Origin of the sequence: Klebsiella sp. LTGPAF-6F (assembly GCF_001753185.1) — a bacterium.
Lineage (GTDB): Bacteria > Pseudomonadota > Gammaproteobacteria > Enterobacterales > Enterobacteriaceae > Klebsiella > Klebsiella michiganensis.
Window position 1 is genome coordinate 6,045,769 of sequence record NZ_CP017450.1, and the last position, 18,861, is coordinate 6,064,629.

Annotated in this window: 22 protein-coding genes; 9 read left to right on the forward strand and 13 right to left on the reverse strand. The window is 54.3% G+C overall.

The window, feature by feature from the left end; genetic code table 11:
* Position 1: 1 nt before the first annotated feature.
* From BJF97_RS33205 to BJF97_RS28330, 4 genes are all read right to left on the reverse strand, one after another.
* On the reverse strand, positions 2-481 hold the full coding sequence (locus tag BJF97_RS33205; protein ID WP_128696591.1) for a hypothetical protein: 480 nt from the start codon (positions 479-481) through the stop codon (positions 2-4).
* Positions 474-3,107: an RNA-directed DNA polymerase gene (locus BJF97_RS28325; protein WP_222859772.1), complete on the reverse strand. Its 2,634-nt coding sequence runs from the start codon at positions 3,105-3,107 to the stop codon at positions 474-476. The genes BJF97_RS33205 and BJF97_RS28325 overlap by 8 nt, the downstream gene beginning before the upstream one ends.
* Before the next feature lie 134 nt (positions 3,108-3,241).
* On the reverse strand, positions 3,242-3,475 hold the full coding sequence (locus BJF97_RS34955) for a hypothetical protein (protein WP_222859773.1): 234 nt from the start codon (positions 3,473-3,475) through the stop codon (positions 3,242-3,244).
* Between the two features lie 39 nt (positions 3,476-3,514).
* Positions 3,515-3,703, reverse strand: a complete 189-nt coding sequence (locus tag BJF97_RS28330) for a hypothetical protein (RefSeq protein WP_032695121.1) — start codon at positions 3,701-3,703, stop codon at positions 3,515-3,517.
* A 136-nt stretch (positions 3,704-3,839) separates the two neighbouring features.
* On the opposite strand from BJF97_RS28330, the gene BJF97_RS28335 reads away from it, so the two are divergent.
* Entirely contained in the window at positions 3,840-4,127 is a 288-nt protein-coding gene (locus BJF97_RS28335) for a SymE family type I addiction module toxin (protein ID WP_032695122.1), read from the forward strand.
* Positions 4,128-4,251: 124 nt separating this feature from the next.
* Complete coding sequence (locus tag BJF97_RS28340) at positions 4,252-5,280, forward strand: virulence RhuM family protein (protein ID WP_071886348.1); 1,029 nt, start codon at positions 4,252-4,254, stop codon at positions 5,278-5,280.
* A gap of 155 nt (positions 5,281-5,435) precedes the next feature.
* On the opposite strand, the gene BJF97_RS28345 is transcribed toward BJF97_RS28340, so the two are convergent.
* Positions 5,436-6,041 carry a shikimate kinase gene (locus tag BJF97_RS28345; protein WP_032695123.1) on the reverse strand — a complete coding sequence of 202 codons (606 nt, stop codon included), beginning with the start codon at positions 6,039-6,041 and terminating at the stop codon, positions 5,436-5,438.
* Between the two features lie 187 nt (positions 6,042-6,228).
* Here BJF97_RS28345 and BJF97_RS28350 point away from each other — a divergent pair, with 187 nt between their 5' ends.
* The 4 genes from BJF97_RS28350 (at position 6,229) to BJF97_RS28365 (ending at position 9,330) form a co-directional block, all read left to right on the forward strand.
* Entirely contained in the window at positions 6,229-6,696 is a 468-nt protein-coding gene (locus BJF97_RS28350; protein ID WP_014227279.1) for a DUF3237 domain-containing protein, read from the forward strand.
* 112 nt (positions 6,697-6,808) lie between these two features.
* The gene (locus tag BJF97_RS28355; RefSeq protein ID WP_032695124.1) at positions 6,809-7,816 is read left to right on the forward strand and encodes a zinc-binding alcohol dehydrogenase family protein; all 1,008 of its coding nucleotides are present in this window, start codon (positions 6,809-6,811) and stop codon (positions 7,814-7,816) included.
* A gap of 1 nt (position 7,817) precedes the next feature.
* Positions 7,818-8,120, forward strand: a complete 303-nt coding sequence (locus tag BJF97_RS28360) for a putative quinol monooxygenase (protein WP_004855548.1) — start codon at positions 7,818-7,820, stop codon at positions 8,118-8,120.
* A 160-nt stretch (positions 8,121-8,280) separates the two neighbouring features.
* Entirely contained in the window at positions 8,281-9,330 is a 1,050-nt protein-coding gene (locus tag BJF97_RS28365; RefSeq protein WP_014227281.1) for an NAD(P)-dependent alcohol dehydrogenase, read from the forward strand.
* On the opposite strand, the gene BJF97_RS28370 is transcribed toward BJF97_RS28365, so the two are convergent.
* Positions 9,327-10,280, reverse strand: coding sequence for a GlxA family transcriptional regulator (locus BJF97_RS28370; protein WP_014227282.1), 954 nt, complete (start codon positions 10,278-10,280; stop codon positions 9,327-9,329). The two genes, BJF97_RS28365 and BJF97_RS28370, sit on opposite strands and share 4 nt — an antisense overlap.
* Positions 10,281-10,294: 14 nt before the next feature.
* A complete protein-coding gene (locus tag BJF97_RS28375) occupies positions 10,295-11,074 on the reverse strand; it encodes an MBL fold metallo-hydrolase (RefSeq protein WP_032695125.1) in 780 nt (259 codons plus the stop codon).
* 169 nt (positions 11,075-11,243) lie between these two features.
* Between BJF97_RS28375 and BJF97_RS28380 the strand changes: the two genes are divergently transcribed.
* Positions 11,244-11,798, forward strand: a complete 555-nt coding sequence (locus tag BJF97_RS28380; RefSeq protein WP_032695126.1) for an NUDIX hydrolase — start codon at positions 11,244-11,246, stop codon at positions 11,796-11,798.
* Here the strand turns inward: BJF97_RS28380 and BJF97_RS28385 are convergent.
* From BJF97_RS28385 to BJF97_RS28400, 4 genes are all read right to left on the reverse strand, one after another.
* Positions 11,790-12,650, reverse strand: coding sequence for a DMT family transporter (locus tag BJF97_RS28385; RefSeq protein ID WP_032695127.1), 861 nt, complete (start codon positions 12,648-12,650; stop codon positions 11,790-11,792). The genes BJF97_RS28380 and BJF97_RS28385 overlap by 9 nt on opposite strands.
* A 24-nt stretch (positions 12,651-12,674) precedes the next feature.
* A complete protein-coding gene (gene nlpA / locus BJF97_RS28390) occupies positions 12,675-13,484 on the reverse strand; it encodes a lipoprotein NlpA (RefSeq protein ID WP_014839818.1) in 810 nt (269 codons plus the stop codon).
* Between the two features lie 255 nt (positions 13,485-13,739).
* Positions 13,740-14,210 (reverse strand): nuclear transport factor 2 family protein, encoded by a 471-nt coding sequence (locus tag BJF97_RS28395; RefSeq protein WP_014227287.1) that lies wholly within the window; start codon positions 14,208-14,210, stop codon positions 13,740-13,742.
* Positions 14,211-14,340: 130 nt separating this feature from the next.
* A complete protein-coding gene (locus BJF97_RS28400) occupies positions 14,341-14,961 on the reverse strand; it encodes a pyridoxamine 5'-phosphate oxidase family protein (RefSeq protein WP_014227288.1) in 621 nt (206 codons plus the stop codon).
* Positions 14,962-15,063: 102 nt separating this feature from the next.
* Here BJF97_RS28400 and BJF97_RS28405 point away from each other — a divergent pair, with 102 nt between their 5' ends.
* Complete coding sequence (locus BJF97_RS28405) at positions 15,064-15,978, forward strand: LysR family transcriptional regulator (RefSeq protein ID WP_032695128.1); 915 nt, start codon at positions 15,064-15,066, stop codon at positions 15,976-15,978.
* Here BJF97_RS28405 and BJF97_RS28410 read toward each other — a convergent pair.
* Positions 15,975-17,471 (reverse strand): MDR family MFS transporter, encoded by a 1,497-nt coding sequence (locus BJF97_RS28410; protein ID WP_032695129.1) that lies wholly within the window; start codon positions 17,469-17,471, stop codon positions 15,975-15,977. The genes BJF97_RS28405 and BJF97_RS28410 overlap by 4 nt on opposite strands.
* An 80-nt stretch (positions 17,472-17,551) precedes the next feature.
* Here BJF97_RS28410 and BJF97_RS28415 point away from each other — a divergent pair, with 80 nt between their 5' ends.
* The gene (locus BJF97_RS28415; protein WP_014227291.1) at positions 17,552-18,199 is read left to right on the forward strand and encodes a TetR/AcrR family transcriptional regulator; all 648 of its coding nucleotides are present in this window, start codon (positions 17,552-17,554) and stop codon (positions 18,197-18,199) included.
* A 201-nt stretch (positions 18,200-18,400) separates the two neighbouring features.
* Here the strand turns inward: BJF97_RS28415 and BJF97_RS28420 are convergent, their stop codons facing one another.
* Positions 18,401-18,817, reverse strand: a complete 417-nt coding sequence (locus tag BJF97_RS28420) for a GNAT family N-acetyltransferase (RefSeq protein WP_014227292.1) — start codon at positions 18,815-18,817, stop codon at positions 18,401-18,403.
* Positions 18,818-18,861 lie beyond the last annotated feature (44 nt).

The window sequence follows — 18,861 nt, forward strand, 5'->3', positions numbered from 1 at the left end:
TTTATTTAGTCACTTCTTCAATGATTTTACTTAACTCGACTGACCATTCTTTATCTTTTACTGTTCTCGATCTTCTTAAGATTTCTTTGTGAAGGTTCAGTTGGGATTTAATTGTATTAATCCACTGTAGATCGTTTTTTTGTGTATCTAATATTTGTTCAAAAGAAAAAAGCATAGAAGAAACGAACCACCTATATTGTCCATATTCCGTTGTTCTATCTTCCGGCTTACTCATTCCGTCTGAAAAAAGGGGGTTATTAATACAGAGAGATAGATATTGCTGATAGATTCCATAAGCTGTGTTTTTTCGACCTTCATCTCTCCCTGACTTTAATTGATGATATGCAACAAAAACAGCTATAACAGCAAAAATTGCAGCAATGCATGTTGCAGCATTGGATAAAATACCTAGCCATTTTATCCAAAGAGAAGCATCTAATAATAATGACCAACCCGTTTCAAAACAATGAATTTTACTCATTTCCATCCTCTGATTTATCAATTTTATTAGCAGATCTATAATGACTATATTTAAAACCTATTGGTAATGGCTTAAACTCAGCGTTCTGATCTGTCATATCTCCATATAGCTGATAACTTCTAAGAGGGAGATAATCTATTTCAGCAATAACATAATAATCATCAATACCACCTTTTAAGCGAACCAAATCTCTTTTATAGTTTTTTCTATAGGGGCTTCGAAGTCTACTATCTCCATAAAGCCTATTATTAACTTGCACGATGAACGCATGAATATCATGAGCAGCTCCCTCAACCAAATAGCCGAATGTATTGACATCTGAATTCCATTCCAAAACAAACAAAGTATCCACTTTGCCTTGAAAATAGACGCGACTCCTAGGATTGGTCAAATCACTACAGATTAAAACACCAAAGAAAAAATCTCCGTGCCTATATATTGACGGGTTAGCCCCCACGTTAGGAATATATAACTCTTTCGAAAACTCTCTTAGCCTCTTAGTTTCATCATATGATGGATTCAATTTGGGTTGTGTTAGCATTAGATTAATTGGGTAGCCCGGCCACCGAGTCGTTAACGATATTAGAGAATCATTTCTATATCTTTTATCTCCATTTTTCCTGTAGTATTCCAACCCTGCCAAAAAAGAAATCCCTTGTAGGGCAAGTTTATTAGCAATATCAATTGCCCACTTTCGTGGAATTGAGCACTCAGGAAAAATTATATAATCTATTGTCTCCTTTGATTTCAGGACTCTATTAATTAGTGAGTTTAATTTCTCATAGCGTTTAAGGCCTCTATCTGGGGTTCCCTGTAATACCATGTTGTATGTCTCAGAGCTTGTCTCAAAACTTGTAAGCGCAACATTAATTCTTTTTTTACTATAGTATGGAATCGTATATATATTATCCTCCTCTTTTGAATTGAAAAACTTATGATGTTTAGTTATCTTGGCACCGCGTAAAGCCATAATACTGTCTTTAAAGAAATAAAAATCCTGTAAAATATTCGGATAAATTAAAACCATTTCTTGAATGCTTAACGGTCTTGTTGAAAATGCTACCGCTGGCCAATATGGTTTTTTTAGGTTAACTCGTTTTCTAAACGCTTCTATACTTGGTAAACGAAGTAATATATTAATTTTTTTCGAGTCTGGCTCCGGAATGCACTCGGCATCATATTTTTGTTCATAATACCAATAGTCCTTATATGGTCTAAAGCCCAAATCAGAAACCAACATTTTTTTGCTTAGTTTTTTGCAGTTAAAACTAATTTGAGTATTACAGCACGCCCCGAAACGTTGAAGCTCTAAAATAACAGAATCCAACTCTACCCAGCCATCAAAATATTTTACTGTAGATGCTTTCATAGCGGTTTCTACTAATAAATCAGTGAAATATCTTAAACATAGTTCCTGCTGTGTTTTCGTACTCAGCTTAGTCGTTTCCCTAATAATAGACATGGTATTACTGAGGCCCTTAATGAATTTTTGAGCCTCATTAAAATCATGATTAGCTATCATAATTAAAAAAATTTTCGAATAATAGTTTGAATATTCAAAAAAACCCTTCGGGGTTAACAAGTATCTTCCCGAAAGTTCATAAAATTCTTTTCGTACATCAGTCCATTCATCTTTGTTGAGATTTTGTGAATATTTTTCTATATCTCTTATTAACAATGAAATACCTAAACGACGAATAGAAAGAGCATCAGCCTTACGTAGGGCATCCGCAACTAAAGAAGCGTCTGAAGATGCTAATAAAGTCTTTTCAGCCATTGCATTAGAATTTTGGGGGACTGATGGCAGCATTCTATACTCACTTGACTGCTCTCTGATTTGGCTAGATATTTTATTGATTAGGTCAATTCCATATTGAGATGATAAACTAAATATCCTTTGCTTATCGGCCTTAAACTCAAGATCACTATCTTCGGCATATTGAAACCTTATTTTTAGGTTTGGAGGTGAATCTTTTTTCCTGTCAATTCTTATACATTCTACTCGTTGGGATATATAATTAACAATTTCATTTCCATTTATAAGATCTTTAGGGGTTTCAAAAACAATAAATAGATCGTCAACATATCGACCATAATAAGTCGTTGCTATGCTTTCCGAAATCTGAATATCTAACTCATAAAGTAATATATTTGAAATAACTTTTGATGCAGTTAATCCCACAGGTAAACAACCTTCAGGCCTATTCTTCACGTCAGGAGTCTCTGCATACCATGCATCAAAAGATTCAATGAGCATTTTTGTAAATGTTTTCTCATTGATATCCAGAGTAACGTGTATTGATTTAAGAAAAGCTGGTCTTAAAATAAACTTTGCGCTTACTCTATGGTAGAAACGTGTTATATCCATCGTTACTGCTGTAACGTTTTTACCTTCAGATAACATTTCCTTCATAGTTTCCAGACCTTTATTCCTCCATTTTTTGTATGGACTAAAATATGGAACAAAAAGCCCTGTAGCATTAATATTCAAAGCACGATTACTCTTTTTATTTTGTCTACCATATCTTCTTAATCTATTTCCATATGAATACTCATCAATCAAATGTTCTTCAAATTTAGTTCCAACCTTAATTATCCATAGCGCTGAGACTATCTGATATGCCACGGTAGGATTGATTATCAGCCTATACTCTGGAGTTAATTTTTTATTTTTATTTTCCTTATACCTTTGTATCCAATCTATATTTGGATCAACTGAGCGATAATGAATAGAACTATTTTTAACCCACTCATCATCATTTATTTTTTAGGAACATAGAGATGACCTCCAATAAAATCTGTATCTAAATACCATCGCTGATCAGCAGTAGTTAATAATTCATAGAGTGTTTTAATATTATTATGCAAATCCTCCTCAAACTTAGTATATTTAATTGAGCTGGTATAGAAACCATCTAAAAAAGCCTCTTGCTTCGCCTTTCTATACGCAAGATATACATCATCGATTGTTATGTAATCGTTAGCTAAATTCACACGACATTCCCCCTTGCTTTAGTAAAAGATGAAGTAAAATTATTTTTTCATATTTTCTAGTCTATTTATCTCATTCTTACCTAGGGTTTTAAACCAATTTCCCAAACTCATCCCCGCGTCAGCCGCTGCAGCCTCAAACTGCGCTTTCAACTCAGGCGTTATTCGCATCTGAAAAGTGGGAGCTTTCCCGCATTTTGACTGATTAACATCGCGTTTGGCAGTTGACATATACGTACCCAAGAGAGCAAAGTATAACCAATCAGGTACGTACCTAAAAAAAGTCCGTCCTGAACTCTAATCGCTCTCATCAGGTACTCGCAATACCTGACAAGAGCTAACCACACCAACTATCAAGGAGTTGATTATGGCTGATTCGCATTCTACCCCAGACTTTGTCGTTTCCGGAACCGAGCGTCACCTGATTGTGGGATATCGCCCGCAAGGTCGGGACACCAGTACACCAAGTCTTACCCTTTCCGGCAAGTGGTTACGCGCAGCGGGGTTCGATACCGGAAAGCGCTTCACGGTTAAGGTAATGGATGGCTGTATTGTGCTGCTGCCGCAGAGCGATAAGGAAGAAATGCTTAAAGCGGAGCTACTGCAAATTCAGCAATCCTTTAAAAGCGTCAACAATACGCTTCATCTCGTCTGACGCCCGGAAATCTTCACCTTCTGGATAGCCGCTCCCAAATGACGCCGGGTTAATCGTCCGTCTAATGAAATTTATGCTCTTCTGACATACTATGCGAGCCAAAGCAGGTTCACCCGGAGGCTATATGGCAAATGAACACTTAACGTCGTCCCCCATAGGCGAGTTCGTTATGTTTGCCAGCGGTGATGGGAAAGTACGTGTTGAATGCCGCTTTGAAAGCGATACGCTTTGGCTCTCGCAGGCAATGATCTGCAAACTCTATGGTAAAGCGAAAGCCACCATCAGCGAGCATATAAAGCATATATTTGAAGAAGGCGAACTTGAGGAAAATTCAGTTGTTCGGTTTTACCGAACAACTGCCAGTGATGGAAAAAATTATCAGGTTCAACACTTTAGTTTGCCTCTGATACTTGCCGTTGGCTATCGCGTTCGCTCCCCTCGCGGCACTCAGTTCCGCCAGTGGGCAACCCAGACGCTCCAGGAGTATCTGATCAAAGGCTTTGTGATGGACGATGAGCGGCTGAAAAATCCGCCTGTTGGTACATCGGCTGTACCCGATTATTTCGATGAGATGCTGGAGCGCATCCGAGATATTCGCGCCAGCGAACGCCGGGTTTATTTGCGAGTGCGGGAGATTTTTGCATTAGCGGCTGACTATCAACCATCGCTAAAAGAAACCACGCAGTTTTTTCAAACCATCCAGAACAAGTTGCATTTTGCCTGTACCGGACATACCGCGGCTGAACTCATTCATCAGCGTGCTGACGCCAGCCAACCGCATATGGGACTGTCCAGCTATAAAGGTGAAGAGGTGCATAAGGGTGACGTGACGGTGGCAAAAAATTATCTGACTCAGGATGAGGTCAGCGAACTTAATCGCGTGGTTAACATGTGGCTGGATTTTGCTGAGGATCAGGCCCGTCGTCGTCGTCAGGTCTTTTTACGCGACTGGCAGGATAAGCTGGATCAGTTTCTGCAATTTAACGAGCGCGAGGTTCTGCAAGGTGCAGGTAAAGTGAGTAAGCAAATGGCAGATGAAAAAGCACAGGCGGAATATAGTCAGTTTTCCGAGCAACAGCGGCGTTTAAAGGAAGCCGAGGGTGAGAAGGATATTGCTGCTTTGCTACAGTGGAAAACAGAGCCTAAAAAGTAGCACTGAGGATTCCGATTCTCACGAATAAAATCATTTGGCTAAACCTGTTTTATCTGCTGTGCTCACCTTTCTGCCGGGCGGCGCCTTGCCCGGCCTACGCGATCCGGGATTATCTTTGGGCCTGTGTATTCCCACCGAGCTGCGCTGCATGGCGTTTAGTTAGACAATCCCAGCTTCTGTGACAGCTCGCTCAGTTCACGCATCGCCGCCAGGCTTTTTTGTTTCCGCTGTTCCGCAGCCACCTTCTCCCGCACCAGCTCCGCCACCCTCTCCGGCTCCTCAGACGAAACCACCCGGCAATCGTCTAATGCACAATATTCCCTAAAGCGCTGGCGGAACTTCATCTCTTCTTTTTCTCTGACCAGACCTAAGCCGCGTGTCAGCTGGCGCGCGACCACTATGCGCGTAGCGATATCAATATCCTCTGAAGGCAGTAGCAGGATGGAGTACCCGGACTGCCGCACAAGCTGTCGATTCCCGGCGACAATCTCCGGGCAGACATCGGTGGCAAGAAATCCCGAGGAGAGCACCACCACTCGTTTTTCATGCGGATTCTCCGCCAGCAGGCGAGAGCATAGTGCGGCGTTCTCACGCACATAGCGCTCGTATCCATTGCGCTGAATATATTGGCGAATATTTAAAATCTGCTCGCAAAATTCGCTATCGAGATCGATAAACCGGTAGCTCATCGCCTGCGCGAGCAGCGCTCCAACCGTGCTTTTTCCCACCCCGCCGGGGCCAATCAGAAATAGCGTATTCATCTTTATTCCTCGCGTCCGTGTGAAAGCATTATGTCAGCAGAATACGCCAAATAATTCCGCGGTCGCGGCCGTTTTTTGTTCACTTCCATCTCCCCAGCCAATCATTTCCATCCAATGTTTGCGTTATTCCCTTCACCTTTAAATCCTTACACTAACGGGATAACGTGGCTTAGAAAGGAGACCAATGATGACACCCGAACTCGAACACAGCTTCTCTATCACCATTCAGGTAGACAAACCGGTCATCGTCTCCCGCAGCCCGCAGAGCGGGAAACGTCAGCTGATCCCAATCCTCAGCGGAACCGTACGCGGTGAGCTTAACGGCCACGTCTTACCCGGCGGCGTCGACAGCCAGATCGTCGAACCTGACGGCACCTGCCGCCTCTCCGCCCGCTATGCATTACACGTGGAAGAAGGCACCGTATACATCGAAAACAACGGCATTCGCCGCCTACCCGAAGAGTATAAAGAACGGCTGTTCGGCGACGATATGCGCTTTTTTAGCGATATTCCGCCGGAAGCTATCTATTTTCGTACCGTACCGACTTTTGAAGTGGATGCGCCGGCGCTGCGCTGGCTGACCACCTCGCTGTTTATCTGTTCCGGCGGCCGCACGCAGGACGGCGTGATGCTCGATTTTTATCGCGTCCGCTGATTTTCACGTTTTCAATATAACTGTTATCGCCGTCGGGCCATTTTTCCCCCGCGTGCCGCGGTCTATCCTCAATACATTCAAACGATGAACCTTATTCAAAACCGGAGAGTGTATGAAAGCGATCGCCATTACCCGCGCGGCGGCAGAAGGCAGCAATATTCCTTTTTTAACCGACATCGAGCTGCCGCAGCCGGTTGCCGAGGGGCATGACCTGCTGGTTGAAGTGAAGGCTATTTCCGTCAACCCGGTGGATACCAAAGTCCGCGCCGGGTTTAACGCCGATACCCCGCGCGTGCTGGGCTGGGACGCGGTGGGCGTGGTGAAAGCCGTCGGCAGCGCGGTGACGCTGTTCGCCGCGGGAGATGAAGTGTGGTACGCCGGCGCGCTGGGCCGTCCGGGCAGCAACAGCGAGTTTCAGTTAGTGGATGAGCGCATCGTCGCCCGCAAACCGCGTTCGCTGGATAATGCCGCCGCCGCCGCGCTGCCGCTCACCGCCATTACCGCCTGGGAGCTGCTGTTCCACCGTCTTGGCGTAGAGGAAGGCGGCAACGCGGGCGACACGCTGCTGATCGTCGGCGCGGCGGGCGGCGTCGGTTCGATACTGACCCAGCTCGCCAGCAAGCTGACCGGTATGACGGTCATTGGCACCGCCTCGCGCCCGGAAAGCCAGAAATGGGTACGGGAAGCGGGCGCGCATCATGTTATCGATCACAGCAAACCGCTCGCCGAAGAGCTGGCGCGGATTGGCGTCAAAGCGGTGACCCACGTCGCCAGCCTGACCAATACCGACCAGCACTATCCGCAGCTGATCGCCGCTCTCGCACCGCAGGGCAAGCTGGCGCTCATCGACGATCCGCAAACCCTCGACGTGGTGCCGCTGAAGGCGAAAAGCATCTCCCTGCACTGGGAATTTATGTTTACCCGCTCGATGTTCGCAACGCCGGACATGATCGCCCAGCATCAGCTGCTGACCCGCGTGGCGGCGCTGATTGACGACAACACCATTAAGACCACCCTCGGCGAGCACTACGGCGCCATCACCGCCGCCAACCTGCAAAAAGCGCACGCGCAGCTGGAAACCGGGCGTTCGGTGGGCAAAATCGTGCTGGAGGGCTTTTAAGATGAGCGGCGAGGCGATTTCACTTCTCGCGGTGCTGACGGCAAAACCGGGCCACAGCGACGCGCTGCGTCAGGCCCTGCAGGCGCTGCTGCTGCCGACGCGTCAGGAGCCAGGCAACCTCGATTACGCCCTGTTTCAGCTGCGCGATGCGCCGGATACGTTCTATATGCGCGAATCCTGGCGCAATCAGGAAGCGCTGGACGCGCATATCGCCCTGCCGCACTTCCAGGATTTTATTGCGCAGATGGATAGCCTGCTTGCCGGGCCGCTGCGGCTGGATTATCTGACGCCCGTCGCGCCCTGATATTTTCTGCACTCCGTTTGCGGGGGGTGAGCCTATCTTTAACCCTTTGAGCTCTCCCCCCACCCATCGCGCCTCAACCAGGCTACGCTTGATCCTGCCGCTCAAAAAACGCTCTCCCCCTCCTTTTTATTCAACGCCGTTATGTAGAAGAGGTTTTGCTATGCAGATCAACGCTATTGGAACGAACTCGGCCAGCCAGCCGTTGGGGTCTATGGCCATCACCCGCCGCGAACCGGGGCCGGACGATGTGCAGATCGCCATTGATTATTGCGGCGTCTGCCACTCGGATGTACACCAGGCCCGCTCCGAGTGGGCAGGGACGCTCTATCCCTGCGTGCCGGGCCATGAAATCGTCGGCCGGGTGACCGCCGTAGGCAGCCGGGTCTCCGGCCACGCCGTTGGCGATCTGGTGGGCGTCGGCTGTATGGTCGACAGCTGTAAAGAGTGCGAGGAGTGCCGGGACGGGCTGGAAAACTATTGCGATCGTATGGTGCTCACCTATAACGGCCCGACGCAGGACGCGCCCGGCCACACGCTCGGCGGTTACTCCCAGCAGATCGTTGTGCATCAGCGCTACGTGCTGCGCGTCCGCCATCCCAAAGAGCAGCTGGCCGCCGTCGCGCCGCTGCTGTGCGCGGGCATCACAACTTACTCGCCGCTACGCCACTGGAACGTCGGACCGGGCAAAAAAGTCGGCATCGTGGGCATTGGCGGGCTGGGGCATATGGGCATCAAGTTGGCCCACGCCATGGGCGCCCACGTGGTGGCCTTTACCACCTCGGAGTCCAAGCGTGACGCGGCGCGGGAGCTGGGCGCGGACGAAGTGGTGGTCTCGCGCAACGAAAACGAAATGGCCGCCCACCTGAAGAGCTTCGACTTCATACTCAACACCGTGGCGGCGCCGCATAACCTCGATGCCTTCACCACCCTGCTCAAACGCGACGGCACCATGACGCTGGTGGGCGCGCCCGCCACGCCGCATCCCTCGCCGGAAGTGTTTAATCTGATCTTCCGCCGCCGGTCAATTGCCGGGTCGATGATCGGCGGCATCCCGGAAACCCAGGAGATGCTCGATTTCTGCGCCGAGCACGGTATCGTCGCCGATATAGAGCTGATACGCGGCGACCAGATTAACGAGGCCTGGGAGCGGATGATTAAAGGCGACGTGAAATACCGCTTCGTCATCGACAGCGCCACGCTCGGCGGCTAAGCCCCGCGACGAAAAGTGCGCCGCCACTCCGCCGGGCTGACGCCAAAGCGCGCTTTAAACTGCTGGCGCCAGGTTACGGCGGAGCGATAGCCCACTTCCTCCGCCACCTGCCCGACCGGTAAATCCCCGGCCTCCAGCAGGATCTGGCTGCGCCGCAGGCGCTCGGCGGCCAACCAGTCGGCGATGCCCATGCCGGTCGCTTTGGCGAAATGGCGGGTCAGGGTCCGGCGGCTCATCGCCGCGACCTGCGCCAGCGAGTCGAGATTATGCGGTTCGCGGATGTGCTGCTGGAGATACTCAAGCAGGCCGTTTATCCGCGCGTCGCGGGTGTTTTTGGGTACCGGCTGGGCGATAAACTGCGCCTGGCCGCCCTCACGGTGCGGCGGGACGATCATCCGCCGGGCGATCTGATTGGCGACAAGGCTGCCAAAACGCTGGCGAATGAGATACAGGCAGCAGTCGAGCGCCGCCGCGGTGCCCGCCGAGGTAATGATCCCTTCATCGTCAACGTACAGCGCGTTGATATCCAGCCGCACCTGCGGAAACTGGCGCTGAAAATCCTGCTCGAACTCCCAGTGGGTCGCCGCGCGCCTGTCGTCCAGCAGCCCGGCGTAGCCGAGTACAAACGCCCCGAGGCACAGGCCGACGATCTGCGCGCCGTTATTGCGCGCGCGAACCAGGCCGTCAAGCAGCGGCTGCGATGGGCGCTGATTCACCGCCCCCCAGTAAGGCACCACCACGATATCCGCCTGCGCCAGGAGGGAAAAATCGCCGCTGGCGTTCAGCGCGAAGCCGTCGCGGGCGCTGAGCAGCCCCGGCCGTTCGGCGCAAATATGCAGGTTAAAGCGTTTGGTTTCCGAGACCGTATCGCCAAACAGCATACAGGGCACCGAGTAGTGAAACGGGCTAAACCCGTCCACCGCCACAATCGCCACTTCCGTGAGTTTCATCGCCCGCTCCGCTTCTAAAAGACCATGCTTTCCCCATCCTGCGGGATGCTGACCGCTTCGGCAATCTGATTGTCAGCCACGTACTGGCGCAGCTCATCGCGGCTCAGCAGACAGTGGTTCACCGCTTCCATATGGCTGGCGACGATTTTGGCTTCCGGCAGGACGAAGTGCGCCTTCAGCACATCCTCTTTGCCCATGATGATCGGCCCAAAACCGATGACGTGCGCATACCCCGCATTCAGCACCACCACGTCAGGGCGCAGCCTGAGCATGTCGGCTTCCACTTCATCGCGCCAGATAGTGTCCCCCACCAGCCACAGGGTTTTCTCCTGCGGATGGCGCAGCACCACGCCGCAGGCTTCGCCCAGGCGCTCGGCCATTGCCGGCACCGCATAGGTGCGGTCGCTGCCGTGCTGGCCCGAGGTGGTTTTCACCAGCGCAACGTCAGCAAACGCGCTGTCCTCAGAGAGCAGACGAATATCGCGAAAGCCCTGGCCGCGCAGCAGCTGAGCGTCGGCGTCATGCTGGACATAAACCGGCAGGGTTTTGGGGATCGCGGCGATCGCCGCCTCGTCCCAGTGATCCTGATGAGTGTGAGTGACGATAACGGCATCCACGTCAACGATCGTTTCGATGGAAAAAGGCAGTTCCACCAGCGGGTTACGCAACTCGCTGCGCGCGGTACCGGCAAAGCCCGCCCAGGCGCCCTTGGCTGAAAGCATCGGGTCAATGAGAAACTTTTTACCCGCATATTCAATAAGCTGGGTAGCATTACGCACATGGGTGATTTTCATGATGTTCATTCCTCTTCGCGGTTATCTGCTGAACATCGTACGTCCCACAAGCCTGGCGCAATATGGGCGTTTGGGCAATGAACGATGAAATCGGGCCAATCTGCGACGGTTGCCATCGGCTCCCGGCTATGGTGTGCTGAATGCTCAACTTTGAGGAACAGTGGCTACGATGAAAAAGAAACTCACCTCCGCCGATATGCACGATGTCGAGGTTCTGGCAGACACCCCATGGTTCAGCATGCGCAAGGTCGGAATTGATATGGCCCCCGGCGATCGGCGGGATTTTTTCTCCATTCACTATCCTCGCCCGGCGGTGGGAATTGTGGCGATGCAGGATGACAAAGTGCTGCTGATTCGCCACTACCGTTACCTGATCGATCGGGTGGTGTGGGCGATTCCTTCCGGCGGCGTCGATGAAGGCGAAGACCCGCGCGAGGCGGCCCTGCGCGAGCTGCGGGAAGAGACCGGCTGGCAGGCGCAGCGCGCCGACGAAATTATCCGCTATAACCCCTCCTACGGCAGCAGCGACCAGCTGTTTATTACCTGGCTGGCCCACGATTTGACCTGGGTGGGAATGGATGAAGATCAGGACGAAGTGATGGAAACGGACTGGTTTACCCTCGAAGAGATAGGCCAGCTGATCGCCCGCGGCGAGATGCCGGACGGGCTATCGCTGGTGCCGCTGCTGCATCTGATGGCGCAGCGGCGCACCGGTTTAGCGTAGCGGCTTCAGCATCCGCCAGCGGAACCACAGCTGAGCGACGAGGATCAGCAGGCCGCCGATAATTTTCTGCAGCGGTAGCTGTTCGCCGTACCACAGCGCGGCGGCAATCACCGTCAGCAGCGGTTCCAGCACCATAATAATCGCCGCGCTGGCGACCGCCGCGTACTTCTGCCCCTTCATTTGCAGGCCGAAGCGCAGGCTGGTGGCGATAACGATGCTGGCGAGCAGCCAGCCGAAGGTCGGCAGGGTAAACGGCTGAGTCCAGCTTTCAACGGCGGAGGAGATCCCCAGTCCGACAATGCCGGTAATGCCGAGCTGCACGGTGGTCAGCGGGATCAGCGGCACCTCGCGGGCGCTTTTGCTGGTGTAGCAAAACCAGATCGATTGCACCAGCGCGGTCAACAGGAACCAGCCCTGGCTGGGGTGAAACGCAATCGGCATATGCAGGCTGAGTAAGCCGAGACCGACAACCGCAATCGGCAGGCACTCCCAGTAGGCCCGCGCCGGCCGCGCCTTCATCATCACCCATGCGGTAAGCGGCACGAACAGCATCGACAGGCTCATGATAAACGCCCCTTCGCCCAGCGATGGGGTCGTTGATACCGAGTAGATCCACAGGCACAGGTTTAGCGCAAACCACAGGCCGCTGATAATCATGCGCGGCCACTGCTGCCTCTCGACGCGAAGGCCGCGGCAGAAAGGCAGCAGCAGCAGCGCGGCGAAGAAAAAGCGCAGGCCGAGGAAAGCGAAAACCGGCATGCCGGCAATCGCTTCCCGGGAAAAAATCCATCCGCAGGCGGCGATAACCGTCGCGGCTATGAGCAGCAAATCAGCCTGGCGTTGCCGGGTCATCGCCACGTCTCCTTGTGTGAGTGATTACCAGCCGGGCACCGCGCCGCCGTTGAAGATCGTCTCCGCCGCCTTCGCCACCTCAGGCGACTGGTAGGAGTGGATAAACGCTTTGACGTTTTCCGCGTCTTTGTTGTCTTCGCGGGTCACGATGATGTTCACATAGGGCGAGTTTTTATCTTCAATAAAGATGCCGTCGCGTACCGGGGAGAGGCCGGTCTGCTGCAGGTAGGTAGTGCTGATGATCGCCACGTCGACCTTCGGGTCGTCGATGACGCGCGGCAGCTGTGCTCCTTCCAGCTCCATAATTTTCAGGTGATGCGGGTTGTCAATGATATCAACCGCCGTCGGCAGCAGGCCGGTGCCCGCTTTGAGGGTAATCAGCTTTTCCTGCTGGAGCAGAAGCAGCGCGCGGCCCAGGTTGGTCGGGTCGTTCGGAATGGCGATGGTCGCGCCGTCTTTCAGCTCGGCGACGGATTTTATTTTGCGCGAGTAGCCCGCCATCGGGAAGACGAAGGTGTTGCCCACCGCTACCAGGCGATAGTTGTGGGCTTTATTATCCTGTTCGAGGAACGGGCGATGCTGAAAGACGTTGGCGTCCAGATCGCCGGCGTTGGTGGACTCATTCGGCAGCAGCGAGCCGCTAAAACCCACCAGCTCCACGTCGAGGCCATATTTCTCTTTAGCCACTTTCTTCGCCACTTCCGCCACATCCTGTTCCGCGCCGTTAATGACGCCGACTTTAATGTGTTTCGCATCGCTGCCCTTCTGGTCGCAGCCCGCCAGCAGCAGGCCCGCCAGCACCACGGCGGCGGCTGTCCGTAAACGCAATTTCATTGTTATCACCCCGTCAGTCCATAGAAATCGTTATTATTTTTTCGTCTGAAACTATAACGACTTTGTGCTGGGGTTTTAAACGCAAAAACCGCAACCGGAAATAAAATCATCTTCCCCCTTTCTCCCGGGGGCGGCGCGATGCGCCTGCCCGGGCTACGGGTTCACCGCCGGCTGCAATCGAGTAGCCCGGACAGGTGCGCAGCGCCGCCTCCGGGGATCTCTTCAACGGTGAGGCTCGTTCCGCAGAACGGCGCCTTACAGCCCCAGCTCACTCAGCCCCGGGTGATCGTCCGGGCGACGGCCCTGGGGCCAGTGAAACAGACGCTCGCTCTCCGTAATGGGCAGATCGTTGATGCAGGCGTAGCGCGTCTGCATCAGTCCGTGCTCGTCGAATTCCCAGTTCTCGTTGCCGTATGAACGAAACCAGTTGCCGCTGTCGTCGTGCCACTCATAGGCAAAGCGTACCGCAATACGGTTATCGCTCCACGCCCACAGTTCCTTAATCAACCGGTACTCCTGCTCTTTACGCCATTTGCGCTGCAGGAAGTCGATAATCTGCGTTCTGCCGTGAACAAATTCGCTGCGGTTACGCCATTCGCTCTCGACGGTATAGGCCAGCGCGACCTTAGCGGCATCGCGGCTGTTCCAGCCATCTTCAGCGGCACGGACTTTTTGCGCGGCGCTCTCGCGGGTGAACGGCGGCAGAGGCGGACGTTGTTCGGTCATCATGAATCTCCTGTATGAATACCCTTCATACTTCAAGTTGCTTATGTGTTGGCTACACTCGTTCACCCCAGTCACATAGTTATCTATGCTCCTGGGGACTCACTCCCTTGCCGCCTTTAAGCAACTCGAATTATTTTGGGTATATAAGCTGCTGCAGGCGCTGATTTTCCCGCTCCAGTTCGTCAATACGCTGTTGCAGCGTCTGGCTATACTCCGCCACCTGCCGGGCGGTGTAGCGGGGGGTAATATGCTGCGGGCAGTTCCAGTCAAAAGCCTGTAAGTGGAAACGGTAGATGCGCTCAATCCGGGCCCGATAGTTCTCCGGCGCGACCTGCGCCAGCAGCTGCGGGTCGGCATCCACCGCCACAACCTCTACGGTGGCGTAGATTTTCAGCCTGGCACGGCGCGGGTAATCCATCAAAAACAGACAGGCCCGATCGCTGCCGCGCAGATTTCCGGTGGTGATGTACTGGCGATTACCGGAAAAATCCGCCATCCCAAGGGTGGTTTCATCCAGCAGATGCAGAAAGCCCACCGGGCCGCCGCGATGCTGAATATAGGGCCAGCCGGTTTGCGAAAGGGTGGCCAGATAGAAGCTGTCGCGGGTGGCAATCATCGCCTCCTCGCTGGCGCCGAAGCGCTCACCCCGGCGCTGGCGATGCGGCGACTGCCACAGCTCATCGCTGCCCATTTCATGCTGGACATCCATCACGTCTGGCGTCATGGCGATATCAAGAAATTCTGCTGGCATAGGTCCTCCCGATGCGTTGCGGCGTAACTCATCATGGACTGTGCTGGCAGAAAAGATAATAGTGGCAATATGACAATCATCTTTCCGTAAAACGGGATAATTATGGACCGACTCAGCGCGATGGCGCTGCTGGTGAAAGTGGCCGAACTCGGCAGCATGTCGGCGGCGGCGCGGGCGCTGAATATGCCCCTGACCACCGTTAGCCGCCAGATTGGCGAACTGGAAAATACCCTCGGCGTGCGCCTGATGATCCGTACCACCCGCAGGCTAACGCTGACCGATGCCGGCGTCGATTATGTCGCCGCCGCGCGGCGCATTCTCGAAGAGGTGGAGAACGCCGAGCGCCGGGCGGCGGGCGAATATCAGGAGCCAAAAGGCGAACTGGTTCTCTCAGCCCCAACCATGTTCGGTCGTCAGCATGTTTTGCCGGTGGTGACGGATTTTCTCGCCCGCTACCCGCAGATTCGCGTCCGTTTACTGCTTAGCGACCGCAACGCCGATCTGGTGGGCGACCATATTGATTTAGCGGTGCGTATCGGCACGCTGCCGGACAGCGGGATGGTGGCCACCCGGCTGGGCGAGATGCGCATTGTGACCTGCGCGCACCCGGCTTTGCTGGAAAAACACGGCATACCCGAACGCCCGCGCGAGCTGGCCGCGCTACCGATCATTCGTATTGAATCGCCGATGCCTTATCGCGGCTGGCGCTTTAACGCCGAAGAGGCGGAGGACCGGCTGGTGGCGCTGCAGCCGGTGCTGTCGCTGACCACGCCGGAGAGCGCCGCCGACGCCGCCCGTCTGGGGGCCGGCGTGGCGCGCCTGCTGCATTACCAGGCGATCGACGGCCTGGCCCGCGGCGAGCTGAAGCTGCTCCTGCAGGCGATGGAACCAGAGCCTGCACCGGTGCACCTGATGTACACCTCGCGGGATCTGGCTCCGCTTAAGCTGCGTAAATTTATCGATTTCGCCGCGCCGGCTCTGCGTCGGGCGCTGTTGCGTATTGCCGCCGCCGTCTAGCGTGTGCCGGTTTTCAGCGGCGCTTCTTTCAGTAGCCAGGAGAGGGCAAATGCCACCGCCATAATGCAGGCCGCCATCAGAAACGCCGCATGGATAGCGGACCCGAAGGCGTCCAGATAATCGAGGCGGATCTCCGCCGGGAGATTCTGCACCGCCGCCGGGTTCAGCGCCCTCGGCAGCTGCGCCCCTTCCGGCAGCAGGCGCTGGAGATTGCTTTGCAGCACGTGAGTAAACACCGCCCCAAACAGCGCCACGCCGATGGAACCGCCAATCGATCGAAACAGCGTGACCCCGGAGGTCGCCACGCCGTACATCTGCGCGGGCATCGCGTTCTGTACCGCCAGCACCAGCACCTGCATCACCAGCCCCAGGCCCGCCCCCAGCACGCCGGTAAACAGGTACAGCTGCCACATCGCGGAGTGGATGGTGATGCGCGTCAGCAGCACCATGCCGACGACCCCCAGCAGGGTGCCGATAATCGGAAATACGCGATACTTGCCGGTGCGGCTGATAATGCGCCCGCTGACGATCGAGGTTAGCAGCAGGCCGCCCATCAGCGGGATCAGCTGCAGGCCCGCCTCGGTCGGCGTCGCCTCTTTGACCACCTGCAAATAGAGCGGCAGGAAGGTCACCGAGCCGAACAGCGCCATGCCGATAACAAAGCCAATCAGGCTGCACAGCAAAAAGCTGCGGTTGCGGAATAAGGAGAGCGGAATAATCGGCTCGCTGGCCAGCCGCTCTTCATGAATAAAGCCGACGATCCCGACCAGGCCAAACGCCAGGATGCACCAGAGCTGCGGGTCGCTCCATGCGCGGACGCTGCCGCCCTCGGAGGTAAACAGGATGATGCACAGCAGCGCCATGCTGAGGTAAATCGCCCCCAGCCAGTCGATCTGGTGCTGGCTGCGCTTGTTGCTGCTGTGAAAAACCGCACCGATCACCAGCAGCGCAAACAGCCCCAGCGGCAGGTTGATGTAAAAAATCCAGCGCCAGGAGGCGTGCTGCACCAGGAAGCCGCCGATTAACGGCCCGATTACCGTCGCCAGGCCAAAGACGCCGCCGAACAGGCCCTGATAGCGGCCGCGATTCGCCGGCGGGATGACGTCAGCCACCGCCGCCATGCTGATCACCATCAGGCCGCCGCCGCCCAGCCCCTGCAGGCCGCGCATCAGCACCAGCTGGGTCATATTTTGCGCCAGCCCGCAGAGGGCGGAACCGGCAAGAAACAGCACAATCGCCACCTGCAGAACGATTTTGCGCCCGAACAGATCGCCGAATTTGCCGTACAGCGGCACCGCGATGGTGGAACTGAGGATGTAGGCGGTGACCACCCAGGAGAGCTTATCCAGCCCGCCGAGCTCGCCGACGATGGTCGGCAGTGCGGTGGAAACGATAGTCTGATCCAGCGCCGAGAGCAGCATCACCAGCAGCAGGGCGCTGAAGAGCAGGCGGATCGAGGGCACCGCCGGTTGGCTGGCGATTTCAGATGTCATAGCATCACTCGCTTGAAATTAATTAAATGCATAATTAATATTTAGGGAAATGATGAATCTGGTCAAGGGATCGCCACAGGATGTCAGCACAAAAAGACAACGAAGCCCCGCGTCGTCCCGGTCGCCCGCGCGGGCAGAAATCCGGCTCCGCCAACCGCGAACAGCTGATGGATATTGCCCTGGCGCTGTTTGCCCGCCACGGGATCGCCCGCATTTCGCTGAACGCCATCGCCAAAGAGGCGGGGGTAACGCCCGCGATGCTGCACTACTACTTCAGCTCGCGCGAAGCGCTGGTGGAAAAGCTGGTCGAAGAGCGCTTTATGCCGCTACGCAGCGAGATCGGACAAATTTTTGTCGCGCACGGCGACGATCCGGTCACCGCTTTTACGCTGCTTATTGAAACCCTGGCGGCCATGGCGGAGAAAAACGCGTGGTTCGCGCCGCTGTGGATGCAGGAGATCATCGGCGAGATGCCGGTGCTGCGCCAGCATATGCACGCGCGTTTTGGCGATGAGAAGTACCACAAGATGCTGGAGACGGTGCGCCGCTGGCAGCGGGAGGGCAAGCTTAATCCGGCGCTCTCCCCGGAGCTGCTGTTTACCACCCTGATAAGCCTGGTGCTGGTGCCGTTTTCCCGCACCCACACCGATCCGCGGTTGCAATCGGTAGACCGGAAGATGATTGTCAGCCACGCCCTGGCGCTGACAGGCCGGGGGATCGGCGGCTAATTCCCCCGGCTCGCGCTGCGCTTAGCCGGGCTACAGGTTCACAGCCGTCTGCAATCCGGTTCACAACCGCCTGCGATCGGGTAGCCCGGATAAGGCGACAGCCGCCATCCGGGGGATTCAATCCGCTTCACAGCCGCCTGCGTTCGGGTAGCCCGGACAGGCGCACAGCGCCGCCTCCGGGAGGGTCTCCTGAGGCCAGGTTTACAATGCTTTCGATAAATAGTGGCGCTGCATGCCCACGTGCGGAAAACCCGGCAGCGACATCTGCAGCTGATAGCCCAGCTTCTGATAAAACGGCAGCGCCTGAAAGCTGAACGTATCCACCAGCACGTGGCTGCAGCCGCGCGCCCGCGCCTGGTTTTCCGCTTCATGCATTAGCTCGCTGCCAAGGCCGCTGCCGCGCGAGGCTTCGCTGACCCACAGATATTCAATACACAGCCAGCTGCCCTTGCGTTTACCGATCAATCCGCCGCGCATCGCGCCAGCGTCATCGCGTGAATAAACGCCCAGCTCGCCGAACTGAGCCGGGTCCAGAAAGCGCAGATTGTATTCCCGCAGTCCCGCCAGCAGCTCTTCTTGATCGGCGGGATTAATGTTCTCTGTTATTATTAATGTCATTGATTATCTCCATCTTTTATTTTTCACAGACCATTCACCACCCT